This window comes from Pseudomonas sp. HN2, from assembly GCF_020736465.1.
In the GTDB taxonomy this organism is placed as follows: domain Bacteria; phylum Pseudomonadota; class Gammaproteobacteria; order Pseudomonadales; family Pseudomonadaceae; genus Aquipseudomonas; species Aquipseudomonas moraviensis_A.
This window is the reverse complement of sequence record NZ_CP085886.1, coordinates 17,183-35,943: the sequence shown is the minus strand read 5'-3', so window position 1 is coordinate 35,943 and position 18,761 is coordinate 17,183. Positions and strand designations below refer to the sequence as shown.

Annotated in this window: 22 protein-coding genes; all 22 read right to left on the bottom strand. The window is 62.0% G+C overall.

From position 1 onward, the window contains the following. Nucleotides 1–56 precede the first annotated feature (56 nt). Complete coding sequence (locus tag LIS66_RS27325; RefSeq protein WP_227974594.1) at nucleotides 57–1,526, bottom strand: hypothetical protein; 1,470 nt, start codon at nucleotides 1,524–1,526, stop codon at nucleotides 57–59. 47 nt (nucleotides 1,527–1,573) lie between these two features. Further along, the gene (locus LIS66_RS27320) at nucleotides 1,574–1,900 is read right to left on the bottom strand and encodes a hypothetical protein (protein ID WP_227974593.1); all 327 of its coding nucleotides are present in this window, start codon (nucleotides 1,898–1,900) and stop codon (nucleotides 1,574–1,576) included. A gap of 212 nt (nucleotides 1,901–2,112) precedes the next feature. Continuing rightward, entirely contained in the window at nucleotides 2,113–2,499 is a 387-nt protein-coding gene (locus LIS66_RS27315) for a hypothetical protein (RefSeq protein ID WP_227974592.1), read from the bottom strand. Between the two features lie 773 nt (nucleotides 2,500–3,272). Continuing rightward, nucleotides 3,273–4,286 (bottom strand): hypothetical protein, encoded by a 1,014-nt coding sequence (locus LIS66_RS27310; protein WP_227974591.1) that lies wholly within the window; start codon nucleotides 4,284–4,286, stop codon nucleotides 3,273–3,275. 378 nt (nucleotides 4,287–4,664) lie between these two features. Further along, nucleotides 4,665–5,231, bottom strand: a complete 567-nt coding sequence (locus LIS66_RS27305) for a lysis system i-spanin subunit Rz (protein ID WP_227974590.1) — start codon at nucleotides 5,229–5,231, stop codon at nucleotides 4,665–4,667. Further along, entirely contained in the window at nucleotides 5,213–5,872 is a 660-nt protein-coding gene (locus LIS66_RS27300; RefSeq protein WP_227974589.1) for a glycoside hydrolase family 19 protein, read from the bottom strand. The genes LIS66_RS27305 and LIS66_RS27300 overlap by 19 nt, the downstream gene beginning before the upstream one ends. Before the next feature lie 57 nt (nucleotides 5,873–5,929). Beyond that, nucleotides 5,930–6,979, bottom strand: coding sequence for a phage late control D family protein (locus tag LIS66_RS27295; RefSeq protein ID WP_227974588.1), 1,050 nt, complete (start codon nucleotides 6,977–6,979; stop codon nucleotides 5,930–5,932). A 94-nt stretch (nucleotides 6,980–7,073) separates the two neighbouring features. Further along, a complete protein-coding gene (locus LIS66_RS27290) occupies nucleotides 7,074–7,280 on the bottom strand; it encodes a tail protein X (RefSeq protein WP_095180626.1) in 207 nt (68 codons plus the stop codon). Continuing rightward, complete coding sequence (locus LIS66_RS27285) at nucleotides 7,255–8,100, bottom strand: phage tail protein (protein WP_130901874.1); 846 nt, start codon at nucleotides 8,098–8,100, stop codon at nucleotides 7,255–7,257. The genes LIS66_RS27290 and LIS66_RS27285 overlap by 26 nt, the downstream gene beginning before the upstream one ends. Before the next feature lie 12 nt (nucleotides 8,101–8,112). Continuing rightward, complete coding sequence (locus LIS66_RS27280) at nucleotides 8,113–10,602, bottom strand: phage tail tape measure protein (protein WP_227974587.1); 2,490 nt, start codon at nucleotides 10,600–10,602, stop codon at nucleotides 8,113–8,115. A gap of 146 nt (nucleotides 10,603–10,748) precedes the next feature. Further along, the gene (locus LIS66_RS27275) at nucleotides 10,749–11,060 is read right to left on the bottom strand and encodes a phage tail assembly protein (protein WP_227974586.1); all 312 of its coding nucleotides are present in this window, start codon (nucleotides 11,058–11,060) and stop codon (nucleotides 10,749–10,751) included. A gap of 11 nt (nucleotides 11,061–11,071) precedes the next feature. Continuing rightward, a complete protein-coding gene (locus LIS66_RS27270; protein ID WP_227974585.1) occupies nucleotides 11,072–11,575 on the bottom strand; it encodes a phage major tail tube protein in 504 nt (167 codons plus the stop codon). Between the two features lie 12 nt (nucleotides 11,576–11,587). Further along, nucleotides 11,588–12,754: a phage tail sheath family protein gene (locus LIS66_RS27265; RefSeq protein ID WP_227974584.1), complete on the bottom strand. Its 1,167-nt coding sequence runs from the start codon at nucleotides 12,752–12,754 to the stop codon at nucleotides 11,588–11,590. A 103-nt stretch (nucleotides 12,755–12,857) separates the two neighbouring features. Further along, on the bottom strand, nucleotides 12,858–13,412 hold the full coding sequence (locus tag LIS66_RS27260; RefSeq protein ID WP_227974583.1) for a DUF4376 domain-containing protein: 555 nt from the start codon (nucleotides 13,410–13,412) through the stop codon (nucleotides 12,858–12,860). Continuing rightward, nucleotides 13,409–15,244, bottom strand: a complete 1,836-nt coding sequence (locus tag LIS66_RS27255) for a phage tail protein (RefSeq protein ID WP_227974582.1) — start codon at nucleotides 15,242–15,244, stop codon at nucleotides 13,409–13,411. Before LIS66_RS27255 ends, LIS66_RS27260 begins: the two co-directional genes overlap by 4 nt. Then, a complete protein-coding gene (locus LIS66_RS27250; RefSeq protein WP_227974581.1) occupies nucleotides 15,237–15,845 on the bottom strand; it encodes a phage tail protein I in 609 nt (202 codons plus the stop codon). Before LIS66_RS27250 ends, LIS66_RS27255 begins: the two co-directional genes overlap by 8 nt. After that, a complete protein-coding gene (locus tag LIS66_RS27245; RefSeq protein ID WP_227974580.1) occupies nucleotides 15,820–16,728 on the bottom strand; it encodes a baseplate assembly protein in 909 nt (302 codons plus the stop codon). Before LIS66_RS27245 ends, LIS66_RS27250 begins: the two co-directional genes overlap by 26 nt. Continuing rightward, the gene (locus tag LIS66_RS27240; protein WP_227974579.1) at nucleotides 16,725–17,051 is read right to left on the bottom strand and encodes a GPW/gp25 family protein; all 327 of its coding nucleotides are present in this window, start codon (nucleotides 17,049–17,051) and stop codon (nucleotides 16,725–16,727) included. Before LIS66_RS27240 ends, LIS66_RS27245 begins: the two co-directional genes overlap by 4 nt. Before the next feature lie 5 nt (nucleotides 17,052–17,056). Further along, the gene (locus LIS66_RS27235; protein ID WP_130901833.1) at nucleotides 17,057–17,272 is read right to left on the bottom strand and encodes a hypothetical protein; all 216 of its coding nucleotides are present in this window, start codon (nucleotides 17,270–17,272) and stop codon (nucleotides 17,057–17,059) included. Nucleotides 17,273–17,327: 55 nt separating this feature from the next. Beyond that, nucleotides 17,328–17,903 carry a phage baseplate assembly protein V gene (locus LIS66_RS27230; RefSeq protein ID WP_227974578.1) on the bottom strand — a complete coding sequence of 192 codons (576 nt, stop codon included), beginning with the start codon at nucleotides 17,901–17,903 and terminating at the stop codon, nucleotides 17,328–17,330. Continuing rightward, on the bottom strand, nucleotides 17,900–18,412 hold the full coding sequence (locus LIS66_RS27225) for a hypothetical protein (RefSeq protein WP_227974577.1): 513 nt from the start codon (nucleotides 18,410–18,412) through the stop codon (nucleotides 17,900–17,902). Before LIS66_RS27225 ends, LIS66_RS27230 begins: the two co-directional genes overlap by 4 nt. Further along, nucleotides 18,387–18,734: a hypothetical protein gene (locus tag LIS66_RS27220; protein WP_227974576.1), complete on the bottom strand. Its 348-nt coding sequence runs from the start codon at nucleotides 18,732–18,734 to the stop codon at nucleotides 18,387–18,389. Before LIS66_RS27220 ends, LIS66_RS27225 begins: the two co-directional genes overlap by 26 nt. Nucleotides 18,735–18,761 lie beyond the last annotated feature (27 nt).

Genomic DNA, 18,761 nt, shown 5'->3' with positions numbered 1-18,761 from the left:
AGCGCCGGAGCGGGCATTATTTCGCCTCGACTTCAGGTCGTTACGGTAACGGCGGGTTATTCGCCGGACAGGCCGGCCTCTTTCAGGCGCTTGCGCAACTGCCGCGACGTTTCGAACGAGCGCATCAGTTCGGTATTCGTCTCGTCGCGCTGCTCTTTTAGATGCGCGACCTCTCGACGCAGCGCAAGAATCAAATCGGCGTCGGACTCCCCGGCCGAACAGCGCTCCATGAACTCCGGCGCACTGCTCGCGCGGTAGTCCCTCAGAGGCGACTCGTTCCAGCTCCACGGCTTGTTATCCGTCGACACTTGGTCATTCAGTCCGGCGGCGCGCAAGCGCCCTTGCAGCACTTCGACGGCGCGGGCCAGCTCGGCGTGCTGGTTGTTGCGCAGGCGCAGCATGCCCAGCGCCGTGGCTGCGCGGGAAAAGTCGGTGGGCAGCTTTTCCCACACCGGCACCAGTCTCGCGTCGGTGACTTCCAAGGCGGAAAAATCATGGCCGACGTCGCGGCGCAACGCTTCCAGACGCTGCACCATGCCGCGCTGCCGCTCCAGCTCGTCGCGCAGGAATGCGGTCGGGCGGTAGGTGCTGCGCTTGGGTTCGGCCAGATAACGGCCGTTGTCGCCCTCGGGCCAAAGCTTGGCCAACAGGGCATCGAATCCGGGCTTTTTGCTGGTCACCCAATTGGCCGGGCGATGATCAAGATCCTCATGGGCGAGCAGGCCCAGGCTCAGCACGCAGCGCTCAGTGTGGGTCAGGGTGATGGCCTTCACGCCGGCGGCCGCCTGCTGCTCTTTCAATTCGCGCTGACGCAGACGAAAGGCTTTCTGCCGATCGGCGTTACTCATCGGCGCCTTGGCATCCGGGTCTTTCGGCGCATCACCGAACATGGCCAACTGACCATCAGGACGAACGCCGGCCAACGCATCGGCCAGCCACGGCCAGACCTTGCGGTCTTTCGGCTTGCCGTGTTCCTGATCGATCGTCGTGGCCCAGCCTTCGCGGGCCGATGCTTCCATGACTTCAGCCCGCACCGCCTGATCGACGGTGCGGCCGACGTGTGCGGCCGGGCGCATGAACTGGTGACGATAGCCGGTGCGGCTGATAAACGGCTTGTCGAAGTCCACCGCGTACAGATCGGCGCCGACGTGATTGGCCAGACTGCCAACACCCATCTTGACCACCATGCGCATGCCGTCGACCTCCAGTAGGAACTCGCCCGACTGCCCCCACTTCGGCACCTGACCCGCCGGCGCAGCGAACTTGGCCGCTAAAACGTCTTGCACGCTGGCACAACCGCGAGACGTGCCGCCATTGAGCTTGACCACACACGCCTGATGCACCAGATGGGCGTCATCCAGCGCCTGCACGTCGGCGGCCAGCATGGCGTCATGATAGAGCTGCAATACACGCTCGGCGCGCACCTCCAGCTCGGCCGGATCCGTCGGCAAGGCCGCCATGGCCGCGATGAACTCGGGCCGCTCTTCAAGGGGAACATACTGGATCGACTTGGTTTTGCGGGCCATAACGGGCGCTCCTTGGCAGGCCCCGGCGCGTGCCGGGGCAGGCTTCCTTATAGGTGGGTATCCAGACCGGTCAGGCGGGTGAAAGCGCGTTGCAGATCCTCGCCATATACACCGTTCTCGCGGGTCTTTTCCTTGAAGTCGAGGCGCGCCCAGCGGCCGGCGATCACGTCGTAGGTGTCCATCGCATTCAGCTCAACGCGAATCATGTTCACGCCGGCCCGGGCGAAGCTCGCCGGCAGTTTGAATTGCAGACCTTGAGAGGTGGCCACCAGCTCGCGGGCGCCGGTCATCACCATGAAACGGCGAGCGCCGAGCTGATCAAGAATGGTCGCGGCGACTTGCTGGGCATTGGTCAGGGGTTTTGCTTGGGTCATCGGGAAAACTCCGGGGCGGCCTAAGCGGGAATGCCTGGCCATGGCAACAGTTTACACTGTTAGCTAATTCGCGCAATAGCTAATTAGCTAACGATGGAGGCAATAAAAAAGGCCGCCGTGGCGACCTCATTGCATGCGCTACTGAAGCATGCCAGCGCGTAACGACCCGGCAGGCGTACTCGATACCCTTAGCTAATTAGCGCAATAGCTAATTAGCTCATTGGGTAATCTCCCAGCATCGGCGCTGACAGCCCCACGTAAACCGCCATTACATGCCACGCTGCCCAAGAAGCATTTTCTTCATCACCCGCCCACGCCCGAACCTTCCGCGAAGTGGTGCCAGTCAGCCGAGCAATGGCAGCGCCACTCATGTCCAAAATACGGAACATGGCCCGCACCTCGTCACGCGTCGGGCGCAACTGCCCTATCCTCGGCGCAGCAAACAGGCCGGAGCGGTCTAGCCCCAGCACCGCTAGGCAATCAACCTGACGGTCGTTCTCAAAAAGATCCGCGCGGCCACGGATGGCCAAGCGGCAGGCCTCGTCTAATTCCTGGGACGAACAGTCGAGCCGGACCCCATCACGAACCAACACAAACATAGAAAGCCTCCAGAAATATCTCGGGCAGTCTACATGTTTAGCTAATTCGCTCAATAGCTAATTCGCAATAGGCTGTCCCGGGATAGTTCGAACCCTTCGCTAAAGGTCCCAGGCTTAAGCCGTCGCTTGAGACCGGTAGCGCTCGGCCAGTCAGCGGCGTTCGCCGGTCGAGCGCTGAGCGCGAACCCACCCCCCGCACTGTTCGCCGGAGCGCTTGCGCGACAGGCTGGCCGTAGGCGGCGCGTGAAGGAGCGAAGGGCCGCCACGCGGTGCTACGGTCGAGCATGGTGCTGGAGCGGCACACAGCGACTGGAGGGCGCCTCACTGAAGGAACGGCGGCAGTAGCAACTGCGGACCTTCGACCCGCCGTGCCGTAGGCACGAACTGCGGGCGGCAAAACTGCCTGGGCGAAGCCCGGGCGCAGGTAAACAGCTCTCGGCGTCGCCGAGGCATAAATAGGATGCCGTAGGCAGCCCATGCTTCTCTAGTTGTATGACGGGAAAGACCAACACCTACTTAATTCATTTCTTGAGGGACTTAATAATTTGGGGGTGTGACTTAAATTTCATTCGCGCCGCGCCAGATCCGACACGGAAGGTCTTAAGCGCGCAAAAGGAGTGTTCACAGGGCTGCGCCTGGGCGATTTGGGGGTGATTGGCAAAGAATTGCGGGGAGATATGAGGGGTTTAACTAGAAACCGCCGATAGACGCCCATAGAGGGGCGCCCCGGCGGTCGGGGGGAGGTGATTTGACTGTGAGGTGTGCGGGAGGGTCTAGCTGCCGCTGTCGAGTCGTCGGCGAACGAATTCGTCGTAACTGATCCAGCCGTGCTGAGCCTGCATTTTAAGCTGCTCAAACCCGCGAGGGGCGCGACCAAGGGCGGCCTTGATGTTGATCAGCACCTTGGCTTCATGCTCGGCGTATTCTTGCTTTAGCGCAGCCTCAACGGACGCACGCGCGCCAGCGATAACCGGCTGCCGGTTCTTTGCGGTCGCAGATCCGAACAGTTCGCGATGCACATTTGCCGACTGGATCTCTTTGACCAAATGTTTGCGCTGGTTGACGTTCTCTACGCCCGCCTCGATCGCGCCCAGCAGGAAGGTGCCTACACGGCTATGCGCACGCTTGCGCGCCTTCTCGACACGCTTAGGATTCCAACCGGTAATCAAGCGCAGGAATTTTTCGCTAAAAGTCTTGATGGCCGTCAGCGCCCGCTTCCCCGCGTCCTTTTCTTCGTACTGCTCAAAAACGCTGATCGCGCCGGCCTTCTTGAGGTCGCGCACTGCGCGCCAAAAGCGCGACGTTGGGACCTCTTTAACTTGACCTTCGTTCTCTCGATCCTTGATTTCGCAAGTCATGCCGCAGCGTCGGGCAATCTCCAAAAAGGTGATGCTGACGAAGGCGCCGGTGTTGGTGTAGTAGCCCACACGCAAAGACTTGAGGTCGAGGTAGGTAAAGATGACAGACGTCACCAGCGCATGAGACTCGCGGGCCTCGCTACGATTCTGGCGCATGGTGCCGTCTTTGTTTTTCTTCTTTGAGAGGTGCGCCAAAGGCGGCAAGGCGGCGGCGTTATCAAAATACGCCTGAATGCGGTCAATGCCGGCCTGAATCAGCTTAGGCCAATGACCACCGCTAGGGTCGTGCAGATTGAGTCGAGTAACGGCCAACGCCTGCGGGTCGTGCCCACAGCGATTACCGGTGCCCAGGAACAACCCCGGGTGCTTGTAAACCTTGCGGCCCCAGCTCAATGGCTGAGGGCCTGCATCGGCCATCATGGCGGACATGCTGCTTTCCCCTAAGCAACGGGCTTGCTTCGAAGGGAACCGTCCACTAAACTCTGACCTTGTCGCGGTCTTCCAGAGTTTTTGGGAACGATCACCGAGAACCCCCAAGGCTTGCCGGCCTCGGGGGTTTTCTTTTTTCTAAGCCCTTGTATTTCCTAAAATTCTTGTCTTTCGGCAGTGTGCCGGACGCCGAAAGAATACCAAAGGCGATCAGGCTTGAACATCAAAACTGTTTAAAAGTTTCTTCCGGCCGTCACATGGCGCCGCCCCATGACCACCAAGATGGCCAGCCTTAGGCCAGCAAATCTGCCCGATAGTAGCCGCCAATTCCTTGCCAATCAAAAGGTTTCAACGTTGTGACGCCCCGATAAGCGGTCGTCACTTAGGCGCCATACTTGGCTGCCCCGCGCTCAAAACCGCTCTAACGTAGCCCTGACACGCCTGCAAGGCGATCAATCCGCGATCGCCGGCGTCGGTGATGCCGATAATTCGCCGAGCATGCGCTGGGTCAAGTTCGGCTCTTGCGGGGCCATGAACCACGCCGCCGGCGCTGGCAGGGGCTGACACCCCGTCACAACGGCCGGCAGCGCTGCCGGCGTTAAGTAGGACTGACAGCCTGACATCAGCAGTGGCAAGGCGATCAGACAGGCGTTGCTGAGCTGTTTGCGCATCGGATAGATCCTTGTAATGGGTTTTGTCGTTGTCTTCCAGGCGCCGCTCCAGCGCCAGGCGCTTGTCCTGCTCGATCACCAGCGCACCCACCGTCGCCTCGGCGGCCGCCAGGGCCACGTCGGCGGACTTCCGGGCCTGTTCCGCCAGCGCGTTACCGTAACGCCAGTCCTGTATCGCCCAACTGCCGGCAGCGCCGGCGCCGGCGATCGACAGCAGTACCAGGGCGATCGCCCAGAGCCGCACCGGTGCCGGGATCAGATCGAGGATTGACATAGCACCGCCTTGGCCTTGGCCCACAGTTCGCGGCGATCAGCCAGACCGGCGCTGGCCACGTTGATTTTCCGGGTGATGCCGTCGAACAGGCCGGCGTCGGCCAGATCGTTAAGGCCTCGATCCCACCAGTACCAGGCCGCCGACAGCGCGGCATATTCCGGCTGCTCGAGCAGCTCGGGCCGATCGAGCAGCGGCAGGCCGAGCGCTTGCCCGCACAGGCGGTAGGTGTCGCGCCCAGTGATCTGGATCAGGCCGCGCCCTCGATAGCGGTAGCCATCACCCGAAGCCTCGGGACCATTTCCCATGCGATTTGCATAGACGCGGTTGGCCAGCTTTTCCGAGTTGCACAGATACGCCTTTGCGGCCTCGACCTCGGCCGGATCTACCCGGCCGTTACGGTTGTCATCGAAACCCGACTTGAACAAGCGCGCTACGCGCTCGGCGTCCCGGTAGTAGAGGCTTTCCGACAACTTGGTCAGGTGCTGCGACTCGTGCCCGCACTGGGCGATAAACGCCGCCTCGCGCACCGGCGAGGTAATGCGAAACCGCGCCATGGCCGTGACCAGCGCAGACACAAAAACGCCCGCGACTGGGCGGGCGTTGGGGAGGATCTGCAGCAATTGCTGCTGAGTGATCGGCATACAAACTCCAGGCACAAAAAAGCCGCTCAAGGCGGCGGGATGGGGTGCGCTCTCGCGCTATTTGAGGCTCACGACCTTGACCGGCTTGGCGGGCTTTTTGCCCTTCTTGCCTTTGGCTTTGGCCTTGCCATTCTTGCCGCCGTTGCACTCAACAACGGTGGTCCAGCCGGCTTGGGTGTAGGTCTGCTGCACCGACTCGGCCAGATACTCGCCATCAAGTCCAACCTTGAAGCCCTGGGCGATGATCGATCGTTCGGCAAACAGATCTGTACGCCCGGCCATTTCCAGCCGCACGCCGGCGGTGGATCGGTTGAACGCCGCAAGACGGGCCTTCGCCGCCGCCTCGGCCGCCGTCTTGTTCGGGTGAATATGGCGATCGGTATGCACCGCCGGCAGGCCGTCCGGGGCGTCGTCGTTTTCCAGCGACACCACCGCAAGCTTGCCGGTCTTCTTGTCCTGATGCTTGGCCCCGACCGCCTTGTGGGTGCTGCGATCGCCAAGGTGGAACTGCCAGCGGCTGACGTCTTCACGCGTGATCACGATCGGCGCAAAGGCCTTGCCGCTCGCACTCTGCCCGCCCTGACGCGGCATCACCAGCAGCTTGCCGTCGGCGACCTTGGCCGTGCAGTCGTACTGCTTGGCCAACCGCGTGATGAAATTAAAATCGGACTCGCTGAGCTGATCGGCGCGCACTACTTTCGTGTTGACCGGACACACCGGCGCCCAGCCGTTGCGGGCAGCAACGTCGGCGACGATCTTGGACAACGGCACGTTTTCCCAACTACCGCTGCGAATGGTTTTGCCGCTGCCGCGCATGTCGCTGGCCTTGCCCGTGATCACGATCGTATCCGGCGGACCGGACACCGTGACCTCGTCGACCACATAACGGCCCAGCCGGGCCAGCGACGTCTCCAGATAGCCCAGGTACACCTCGATCCCGGCGCCCCGGGCAGGCAGCACCACAAGCCCGTCACGGTCATCAATACGCAGTTCGAACTCGTCGGACTCCATCCCGACTTTGTCGGTGACACTCAACTGAATCAGGCGATCGTTCAGCAGCGCCGTGATGTCGTTGCCATCGGCAACAATGCGGAATCGGGGGGTCATGGATTTTTTCCAAAAGAAAGCCCGCACAGGGCGGGCCAAGGATTGAAGCGTTACGCGTAACGCGAGCGGACGCCGGCGGCGTGTCCGGACGGGATCAGTCCCACAAGGTCACGGCCTCGGTGACTGGGTGCGGCAGATCCGGCAGCACGATCACCACGCCGGCGCGGTAGGGCTGTTCCTCGTCGGCCAACCCCTGATTGGCGCCCAGCACCGCCTCGACGCTGCCATTCAAGTGCCCGTAAAAGTTGTGACAGATGGTATCGAGCAGATCCCCGTCAGACGTTCTGCATGTCGTCGCCATAGCGGACAAACTCCAAGGTAAAGGCCTGTTTGCGCGGAATTCCGCCCGCCATCAGCGAGCTTTGTTCCTCGTCGACGCTCTTGAGGCACCACGTTCCCAGCACGTCGCCATAGCCGGTGGTCAGGGTCAGCGGCTGAAGCTGGGCACCCAGCGTGCGCAGCGTGTCGAGCTGCTTTAAGCCGCCCTTGAACCCGGGGAAGATCACCCCCTTGAGCGTGATTTTCTCGTCACCCATGCCCACGCCTTGCTGCGCCGGCCGCCGCCCCAAGCGCTCTTGCGAGGCCCAACGGAATTCGGTGGAACGGCGCAGCTCGTCAAACGCAGCGGTGTCGAGGTTGAACGTGTACTGCGGCGCCTTCGGGTCCTGCGGCTGAATGATCAGCAAGTGCGGGAACGGCTTCACCGCTTCCGGCGCCGGCGTCTGATCCGTGGCAAACGCACCGGTGGGCACGATGTTGGCCAGCGCCGGGCTGGCCTTGCCGGCGATCTTGTTGATCGCCGTGGCGGCGCGGCCGGCCTGTTCCTTCAGCACCCCCAGTCGCTCGTCGATCTGCGCCACTGCGCGCGTGGCCGTGCCATACATCGACACCACCCGCCCGACTTGCGCCTGGGCGGCATTGATCCCGCGCATGGCGCGCTGGAGCTTGGCCCCGATCGCCGGACCGACAAAGGGCAAGCCCTCCAGCTCGGACGCGGCGCCGGTGATTTCCCCGATCGCGCCGTTAACCGGCGCCATCATGCCGTCAAGGCTGCGCCGGCCCGTCTCCCCGGCCGAGGCCAAGTATTTAATCCCCGACTGCAATTGCCCCAATGCTTCCATAAATCCCCCTGATCACACGTGCGGCGCATCGAACAGATTGCGGCTTTCCTGCTGCTTGGCCATCTCGCGGTAATACTGATCGAGCTGCGGTTTGATCTGCGCGAACAGTTGATTGCCGTCCTTGACGTCACCGTTGACCGTCAGTGAGAACGGCGCATTGATCGCCACGTTAGACTCGACCTTTGGCGCCGGCGCACTGGCCGGCGCTGCCTTGGCCAACGGCCCCAGCTTGGCGTCGGCACTGGCCTCGGGCAGCATCATCGAGCGGGCCACATCGCCGGGCTTTGCCGAGGCACCGGCCACTGGCGCAGCGCCAGGCGCGGCCATCATCAATGGCGTAGCAGGCTTGGCGAAGGACTTGGCGATATCGCCCATCACCGGCGCAATGTCCTTGCCGGCGTTGGCCATCATCAACGGCCCGGCGTCCGGCATTTTCTTCGCCGCGTCATCGGCCCCGAACAGCGATTTGCCGACAAAGCCGCCCAGGGAGTCGCCGCCCATGTTGCCCAGCACGCCGCCGATCAAGGCGCCGATCGCCGTACCGATCACAGGCACGACCGAGCCGATCGCCGCACCGGCCGCCGCACCGGCGAGGGTGCCCGCCAAACCGCCGGCCGCTGCACCGTAGCCCTCGGCTTTCTCGTCCTGAGTTTCGGCGTTCTGATAGGTGTCATAGGCCTTGAAACCAGCGTCAGCCACCGCAAGAACCGCCGTGCCTCTTACCGCTGATCCGATGCCAATGCCACGGCCGACACCACGACCACCAGCCCTGCCTTTGCCCTTGCCCCCTTTACCTTTCTTGCCGTCGCCGGCATCCACGTCGGCGCCGTCCAGACCGCCGCCCGCACCACCGGCCGGCAGGTTGGTCACAATCACCTTTTGCGGGATGTTCGGATTACCCATCAGCGAGCCACGGCCGATATTCATCAATCCTTTGGCCACCTTTAGGCCGCTCATGGCCGTAGACAGCCCGAGGATGCCAGCGGTGGCCAGCCCGATCGCTGACACCAGTCGCGGCGACTCGTCGGACAGCTTGGCCAGCCCGCGCGCGACAGAGCCGATCCCGTCTACCACAGCATCCGTCACCGGGCGCATGGCGTCGCCGATCGCGCGCATCGAGTCGTCAAGACTCTGCACCATTTCCGACTGCTTTTGCGCCGACGACTGGCGGCGTTCTTCCAGGTTCTTATCGAGAATCCCGGTCGCGCTGGCCGATTCCTTTTTCAGCTTGTCGTAAAGGTCCTTGTTCTGCATGTACGCAGTCAAAGCGCCCTTGACCTGCATGTCTGCGAACAGGTCGCCGGTACGCAACGCCGATTCCAGCGAGGCGATCATGGCCTTGGCTTTCTCGGGGTCCGATTCCTTGCTGATTGCAGCCGTCGCCTTGGCCATTTCGGCGGCCTTCTTGGGGTCGGTCGCCTCAATGTATTTTTGGGCCAGCGCAAAGCTGGATTCCAAGGTGGACTTGCCATTTTGCAGGCCGGTATTCATCGAGCCTTGATAATCGATGCCGGCCTTCTTGTAAGCCGCCACGGTATCGTTGGAACCGATTTTCTCCATCCAGTTTTTGAGGTTGTTCGCCGCCTCGTCGGATCCGCCGGCCGTCTTCATCTGCACCTGAAGCATCGAACCCAGTTGCGTCACCGAGTCCATGCCGGTAATGCCCAGCTTGCCCATACCCGCGAGCAGTTCAGGGAACCAGCGCGCCATGTCGGCCGCTTCAAAGCTGCCCGCCTGCCCTTGGTAGGCGATCGCCTCAAGTGCCTTTTGCATCATTGCGGGGTCGGTGATCTTGGCGTTCTGCCCCAGGGCATTGATCATCCGGGCGGTTTCCGTGCCGTCCGAACCCTGCCCCACAGCGAACTTGGCCGCCGTCGGTGCGTAGGCCAGCGCCTTGTCCAGCTCCATGCCGGCACCTACCAGGGCGTTGACCACCTCGGCCACCTGATTGCGCGCCATGCCGGTATCGCGCGACGTGTCGATCACGGTCTTGGACAGCGTCGCCTCTTCGGGCGTGTTGGCAATGTTGGACTTGATCGCAATGTCACGAATGATCGCGCCGTAGTCCGCGCTGATCTTCGTCGGAACGGCCATCAGCGCCGTGGCGGCTGTCGCCCGCCCGATACTGCTGCGCATCTGCTGCTTGCCTTCGTCGAGCTGCATGTGCCCTTTGGCCTTCAACTCGGCGCCCTGCGCAATCTTGCCCATTTGGGTGTAGGCCTTGCCGAGGTTGCGAACCTCAACGCCCTGTTTTTTCAGCGCGGCCAAGTTGGCTTCCAGCTTCTTGCGCAGATCCTCGGCGCCCTTCTCGCCGGCCATGTGCGCCTTTCGAAACTCGGCCTGCAGGCGCATGGTTTCGCCAATGGTCTTTTCGAGGACCCGGGCCTTTTTACCGGTTTCTTCCAGCTTCTTGATACGGCCGGTGGCGTCCTTGAACGCCGCTCCCAGCGTCGAGCTGACAGCCCCGCCAATCACCAGACCGAGCGCTAGTTTCTTGCTCATGTGCGTGCCCTATGTTCACCGAGTTAAAAGCGGCTCAATCCCTGAGCCACCACAGCATCCGGTCAAAGGGCATGGCCTCAATCTCGGCGGCAGAGAAACCCGTCTCTCTCGCCAAGGCCTTGGCCGCTACCCGTTGCGTCTCGGCGTTAAAGTTCATCCTCTTCGACCAGGCGAAAATAGCCGGCCTGCAAGCGGTTGTAGTTACGCAGGCTCAGGGCGGCAATCTCCTGCTCTGTCGCCTGCAACAGGCTGCACAGAACGTTGATTTCGATCTGCTCGTAATCGCCCTTAGCCGTCGCACTGGCGGCCCGTTGATCGCGAACTGTCGGCGCACGCATGGTCAACTTGTCGACCTTGATGCCGCCAATGTCGGCAAAGCCTTTCAGGTTGATCACCACGCTGTCGTCACTGACCGCCAGCCAGGACGGATCTTTCTTTTCTGCGTTTTCTTGGGTCATGTTCTATTTCCTTACAGGCCGAGGGCCGAGCGTTCAGCGGCCAACTGGTCTACACCATTGACAACCATGGTCATTGCGAGCGGGTCGATCTCGTACATCAGGCGACCGTCAATTTCGAGCTTGTAATACGTGAGCTTTACGGCGTGCTTGATTTCGCCCACGGTCGCCGGTTTCCAGTCGCCCATGTCCACCTCTTTCACGCCGCCGCGCATGGTGACGATCACCGGCGTAATGCGGCCTTTCAGATCCGCGAAGGCGCCACGAAACGTCAGGCTCGTGGCCGTCTGGTCAGCCAGACCAAAGAACTTCAGCGCCTCGCGGCGCACACCGTTGGTGGTAAAGGCCGATTCGATCTTTTCCATGCCCACGGCAAACTCGATCGGGGCGAACATACCGCCGCCCTGATAGTCCTCGGTTTTGAGGGTCAGTTTCGGCAGCGTCAGGGTGGGCACGTCGCCGGAGAAGCTGACGCCGTCCACAAACAGGTTCATGTTTTTCAGAACTTGAGGAATCATTGGTAAGCCCCCTTAGGCTGGTTCAAGCACTTCAGTCATCCACTGATCGGTGACTTCGAAAAGGAAATTCGGGTTTTCTGCCGGCGGCACGTCGGTGAAACGGATGCGCCAATACACCTTGCCCTGGGCGATCTGGCTGGCCGTGTTCAGTTCGGTGTCGGGGAACACTTCAAAGTTGATGATCGCGCCCTGGGCTTTGAGGTCGGCCATGAACGCGTTGAGACCGTTGGTGACATCGGTCACGTAGGTCTTGGTGATCGAGCGGTCGACCGCCCATTTGTGCCCGGCCTGCACCGCGTCCATGAGGATGAACAGCGTGCGAACGCGGGTGACGAATGCCCACTTCGGATCGCTCGACAGCGTGCGGTTGCCCCACAGGCGGTAACCGTCATCGCGAATGATCGTGGTGATATTGGCGTTATTGAGCAGGTTGGCCCGGCAAGTCTCGTCGCCGTCCAGGTACTCGACCGCGCGACCGGTTCCGGTGATGCCGGTCAACTCCTTGTTCGATGGCGAAGCCCAGAAGCCGTATTCAGCATCCGTCCACGCGAACAGCCCCGCCGCCCAAGCCGAACCGGGCGCGTCGACGGTCTTGCTGGTGACGGTGTCCCAATACTTGACGCCCGGGTCGACCATGAACAGGTTGCGACTGCCGAAGTTATCGGCGTAGGCCATGGCGGCCTCGTCGGTCGTGCCAGGGCCGTCGATGATGCCGATGGCGCGCAGCTTCTGCGCCACGCTATCGAGCGCCGTGGCCACCGCCTGAGTCGCGGTATGACCCGGCGCGATCAACAGTCGCGGCTGCGCATTGAACAGGCTTTTACCGTCGAGCAGCGCCTGTAACCCGGTGCGCTGGCCCGAGGCCAAAACGCCGCCGATGATCGCCGAGGTTTGCAGCGCCGCGTCTTCCAGCTTGGCCACGCCGATGGCAACGATCACGGCTTTAGCCTTGGCGTAGATGGCCTGACAGGCCTTGGTGATCGCCGAGTCAGGGCCGAAAGCCGCGATGGCTTCGCGCTCGGTGGTGATCAGTTTCAGCTCGCCCGCCTTGGCCGTGCCACCGCCCAGAACGCCAGGGGTGAAGGTGTCGCACAGACCAATGATCGAGGACGACGGCAGCGAGATGGTGCGCGCGCCAGTGTCGACCGACGTGGTCGTGACGCCGTGAAAGAAAGTCATAAGGCTCGTTCTCCAGAAACGAAAAAGCCCCGCATGTGCGAGGCTGTGAGGGTGTTCGTGTTACGCGTAACGGAAAAGAAAACGCCCCGTCAGTGCGGGGCGTCTATTGCAGCTCTGCCGGATCAGGCGGCAAGGAATCCGGCCAACCTTGCGACAGCATTTCGTCGTGATACTCGCCGGCCTCGATCGCGCGCAACAGCGCAAACTCGCGGTCAAAGCAGGCTTGAACGTGCGCCCGCACGGCCTTGGCAATCGTGATGATTTGCGCCGCGCCGATTTCGACAAAACCGTCTGCCGTCTTGAAGTTGCAGCGGTAGTCAGGATCGAGGACGGCGGACAATCCCGTACTGGCGATCAGCGCCTGGCTGTCGCGAGTTGTCTCGATGGCCAGCCCCTCGACCACGACGCCCGTACCCTCTCGGCGGAAGCGTTCGGCGGCAACCACTTCGGCGAGCGGCAGGGGGGCGACCGCCAAACCCGGCGCCGAGAACTGCCAAGCGCCGTCGACCTCTACCGCCTTCCAACCCGCCGCCGGCATCGGCTCGATGCCGTCAACACACACCCACACCATGGAAGGGTGATACAGCGCCGTGATATCGCCGTCAGTCTCGATCAGCTCAAACACCTGCTCGCCGTAGACCCGCGCATAAATACTCATGCCCACTCCTCAACATCGATCCAACCATCAGCACCGTGACCGCCGCGCAAATGCGCAGGGTATGAAGGAAGCGCAACGGCACCGCCGCCACCCGACCCCGGGTTGACCGCATCAGCACCCTGCGAACTGGTTGAGATTGAATTACCCCCCGGCCCCATTTCACTCGGGCCGCCCTCGCCAGATACGACAAAGTCAGTTTTTGGCCCAATGACGCCACCACCACCCTTGCCCTGCCCATTTTTCACAGTCGCGCCGACCGCCGGTTGTGAATTCGGGGTCTGGCCGAGGTACAGCGGCGGCGCCACGTTCGCCGACAACCCACCACCGATACCGCCCGGCGCGGTGACATGTGATCCGAACGAAGTGGCCCCGCCGTTGTTACCCGGACCAACCAGCACACCGGTGCCGCCCTTGCCGATCGTGACCATCACACCGTCGAAACCGCTGGTGATCCACGTATCAAATGGCGCCCCCGCACCGCCGCCGCAGCCGGCGGAAACCTGACCCGCCGCGGTTGATGCTGCACCACCGCCAGCAGCGCCTGCCCCCTGCCCCCTCACTCGAATTTTGATGGTTCCAGGCGTCGACCAGTAAATCTGGGTCGCCCGAATTCGACGCAGACCTAGAAAACGCCCGGTCGCCTTGCGCACTTCATCGGCCAAAACACTGACGTCAATCACGCCCTGATTAACCGGCGCACTCCAAGCCTTGATACACCACATCACCGCGACGTTGCGTGGACGGGTTACGCCACCGGCAGACGGGTACGGGCTATAGCTCACATTCGCCGAGGTGAAAGAGATTCCGACACCGGGATAATCCGAATCCTTGTAGGTATCCGCCTGCGCCTCGACTGGAGTACCTCGCACAATGTCGACCGATTGCCCGCCCGTATAGTTACTGTCGAACACGGCAAGCGTACCGAGCTGGGCGCTGCCAATGGCTCGCCCCGTATCAATTCCCCGGCCATGATCCCAGCCGCGCAGAAATTCGGCGCGCAGATCCGGCAAGCGGAAATTGCCGGCGCCCTCGTTGCCCTTGTTGAAGGCTGTCCCGAGGAAGGCCGACAGATCCGGGTAAGCGGCGACACTCTTAACGCTGCCGTCCAGCTCCAGAAACCCGGCCGGCTGCTTGTCGACCGGGAACGACACAATGGCGCCAACCGGCATGGCCGTGGCCTTGGCGATCAGCGCGTCGACCTGTGCCGACGTATAGCTGTCGGTGATGCCCATGCCGGCAAGCGTTGCGGGGTTGTCTCCCGACACTACGAGCCCACGGTCGTTAGTCTTGATCCGGGTCCACTGGCCCGGCGTTTTGTTCTTCGGCAGCACCTCCAGGATCGCCGCGTCGACGTAGGACCGCGTGGCCAGCACCACGGCCGGGTCAATCTTGAGCTGAATGTTGCCGGTGCTGGTGACGATGAAGTTCATCCGCACGATTTGCGTACGGCCCGAGCCTTGCGACAGCAACGGCTTGAAGCTGGGCGCGCAGTTGGCCACCGCCACCAGATCGCCGTCAGCATCGTAGAGGCCGATTTCGCGAATCCACTTACCGCCCTCGTCGGCCGGGATGATCTGCTCAGCGATGATCACCGCCGGGTTTTTTGGGTCGACCAGCAATTGATTCAGCGGCTGACGGCGCCACTCGTTGAGCAGTTCGGTTTGCCCGGCCGAGGGCACCGGGTTGGGCGGATTGGCCAGCCCGTTCGGGTTGGCATCCCCTACGCCCATTTGCGTGATCAGCCAGGGAATGCCGAGCGCGTCGGCGTTCGCCTGCTTGGCCATCCCCACATTCGTAAGGATCGCGAAAAACTGCGAATTCGCATCAATCATAATAAACGTCCAGGGTGTCTATGGTGTGTTCGCGGCCGACCACGCCGAAGCTGCCAGTCACCTCAATGTCACGCATGACGGGCGGGTAAACGTCGATTTCGTCGCCTTCGTAGACGGACACAGCGATATTCAAATTGCCTTGAGTTTCCAGGCTGATCGCCAGCCCGGTCAGATGCCGGGTGACGGGTTTGGCGTCGTCAATCAGGCGCTCAAGCTCCTGATACATTTCTTCGGTGATGCCGGTATCGAGCACCCCGACCTTCAGCGCGAAGGTGCCCGGCTTGCCCTCGGGCACGGTCTTGAACCACTCGACAATCTCGATCAGATAGCCCAGCGGCTCGACCACGCGGCGCAGCGCGCCGATCGTGCCCTTGTGTTTGTGGATATAGAACGATGCCCTGATGGCCGCGCGCTTGGTCGCCTCGGACCATCGGTAATCCCAGCGATCAACCGACCATGCCCACGCCAGATGCGGCAGCAGCTCGACCGGGCAGGTGTCGGGGTCGTACAGGGTGCGCAGCGGGACAATCGTGCGATCGTAGAAAGCCGCCTCAATTGCCCGCTCCAGTGGCGTGCTATTGCTCGGCAGCAGGCTCTTCATGCTGCACCCCCATCGTCACTTCGTAGCCAGTGCACCACGCCGCCTGCGCCTTGGTAGGCGCCAGATCCTGCCAGCCCACCAACTCGACCCGGGAAACGCCGGCAATGTGCAATTGCGCGTCCACAGCCGAGCGCGCTACCTCAACCCCCAGCCGTTTGCGCGGGTTGATCCACGCCGCAAGGCGTCGTTTCGCTTCGGTCAAACTGGCGTCACCCTCCGGGCCGGCGCTGCTCATGTGCAAGATGGCGTCAATCCGGTACTCAAGAATTTCCGCGCTTTGCACCTTGACCCGATCGGCGACCGGCCGGGTGTCTTCGTCATCCAGTGCCAGCCGGACAACGTTCAAAAGCTCGGGGCTGGCCTCGCCTTTCCCTTCTGTGCTCAGCACCGTTACCGTAACGTTGCACGGCGCCGGACTTTCGGCCGAGGCGTCGGCCACCAGACCCGAGGCGTTACGCGTGTGCAGGATGTAGCTGTTACGCGGCCCCGCCGTGGTCAGGCCCTCATAAGCCAGTTGAATGCGTTCTCGGTAAGGGTCGTCCTCTTCCAGCACTTCAGGCACTGGCGGCGTGGCCGTCAGGTCTTCGGCTTGGATCACCAGGCGCGGCAGATTGACGTTGCCGCCAAGCTGATCGAGGTCACTTTTGATCGCGTAGGCCAGCAGCAGCGCTTTGGCCCCGTCGTTGACCCGGGCACGGTTGCCGAGCTTGTTATAGGCCCCGACTTCCAGCAGCTTGACCACCGGATCTGATTCAAGGTTGGCCGTCCAGTTGTCGCCCATGCTCCCGCGAAACATGCTCAAGCTGTCTTCGAAGGTTTGTTCGAAGTCCAGCGGCTCCAGCACGTCCGGCGCAGGCAGCGCGGACAGATCCAAGATACTCATGCGCTCACCTCGGCCAGAAAGTCGTCGCCCAGGTATTCGCCGGCAACAATCAAATTAATTTTCCCGCCTAGCACGGACTGCACTTTCACGCTCTTGAGCTTCACGCGCGGCTCCCATCGTCCGAGCGCCCGCGCGGCCTCAGCCTGCACCGAACTGATCCAACCGGCGTTAACCGGCAGATCCACATAGGTGCGTAGCTTGCTGCCGTAGTCGGGCCGCTCCCGGCGACTACCCAACGGAGTGCTGAGAATGTCGCCGATGGACTGAATAACGCTGTCGATGCCGGTAATGGGCTGGCCGGTCTGGCGATCCATTCCGATCATCTGCGTTACTCCTGGGCTTCAAGTTCGGGATGGGATTTCAGGAACGTCACAGCCTGTTCATCGGACGCCGAAACATCGACCGAGGCCTTGACCACGGCGAGCGTGCGATTGGTGCCAGGGATGCACAGGGTGCGCGAGGTAAAGACCGTATCGCGAAAAGTCAAACGCAGATCCGTCGACGTCGACGCATCAGCGCCGGGCGTTGCAGTGGCCTTGGCCATGGGTTTCCTCCAGACACAAAAAAGCCCGCACTTGGCGGGCTGCATGGTTGATTGATCAATGCTTGTGGTGATTGTCGCTATTGCCGGCGGCCATAATGTTCGCGTCGCCGTCGATGTTGCCCGTTACGTGTAACGGCCCGTCGATCTTGACCGGTCCTGTGATGTTCACAGCGGCCTCGATGTCGACCGTGCCAGACTTCACCGTCACCGCGTTATCCGTAACGACCAGTTCTGTACCGCCGACTTTGATTGTCACGGTCCCGCTGGGCACGGTGATCGTGTAGCTGCTTGCCTCCCAGTCGTAGACCAGCGAACCGCCATCATCAAACCGCCAGACCTCGACATGATCGCGATTGTCCGGCTGGGCGCCGGCGTTTCCGTACAGACCCGGGATAAACGTCCCGATGCCGGCCTGCCCGCTGGGGTTGAACAAAACCCCCTGCTCGCCCAGGCTCGGCGATCGCCAGTGCCGCGCCTTGCCGGCCGCGAGGCTGTGCCAGCGCACCCAGGCGCTCGTCCACTCGCCATTCGATACCCGAACCGCACCAGCCGCCAGATCAACCCCCACGACTGCACAGGGCATCACCATGGCCGCAATCATGCGGTCATGCTCCCCGCTTGGGTAACTCACGGCAGATCCTCCGGCGGGAAAAACTCCGGCGCCTTGTCAGCGTTGAAACCGAACATCAGCGTACCCGGCGGCTCGTCTGGCCAAGGCCATTCAAAGTCACCGACCTCAAAGGTTTGCGTCCACTGCACCGACCACATAACGAACTGCTCAAGGTCTGGCATCGGCGCCTCGGGCTGGGCGTGGATGTTCTCCGGCGGGCCGGTGATGAAGTCCAACCCCCAATACTGGTAACTCAGTATCGAGGTCATTTGCGCCGCCAGAATGGACGCTTGCAGCGAGGCCTTTTTGCGCGTTGCGTCGACCAGAATGCACGACTGAAAACGACCGATCAGCGCCGTTTTCCCTTCGCCGCGATCGGTGCCTAGGGTCATGTCCGTCACCCCGAAAAGCAGGGCCGGCGTTTCCACCAAAGAACCCAGCTCGGGGAAGTGCTCGACATGCAGGAACCGAGGCATGGCCGCCGCGATCGTGCTTTTCATCGCCTCATGTAATGTCGTCAGTTCGCTCATTGCCCACACTCAACACCAGATCGACCATGCCGGCACCGTCGGGCTTCAAGCGGCTGACCTTGTACTGGCCGCCGCCCAAGTAGACCGGCAAATCGATGGTAAGAAAGTCGCCCTTTTTGATATCAGGCACGTCGACCAACCGCACGGTTAGAGTCGGCTCCAGCACCGCGTCCGCATTGATCGCCGAACCCAAGCGCACCGCCCCGCCCTTGCCGCCGCCAATTTCGGCACCGACAAACGGCGAGGCAAAGGCCCCTTTGATCGGGCGGCCGTCGGCCAGCGTCACCGGGTCGCCCAAGCGATCTACCAGCACGGCGTCCATACGGGCCGCCAGCTCACGAAAGCGCCC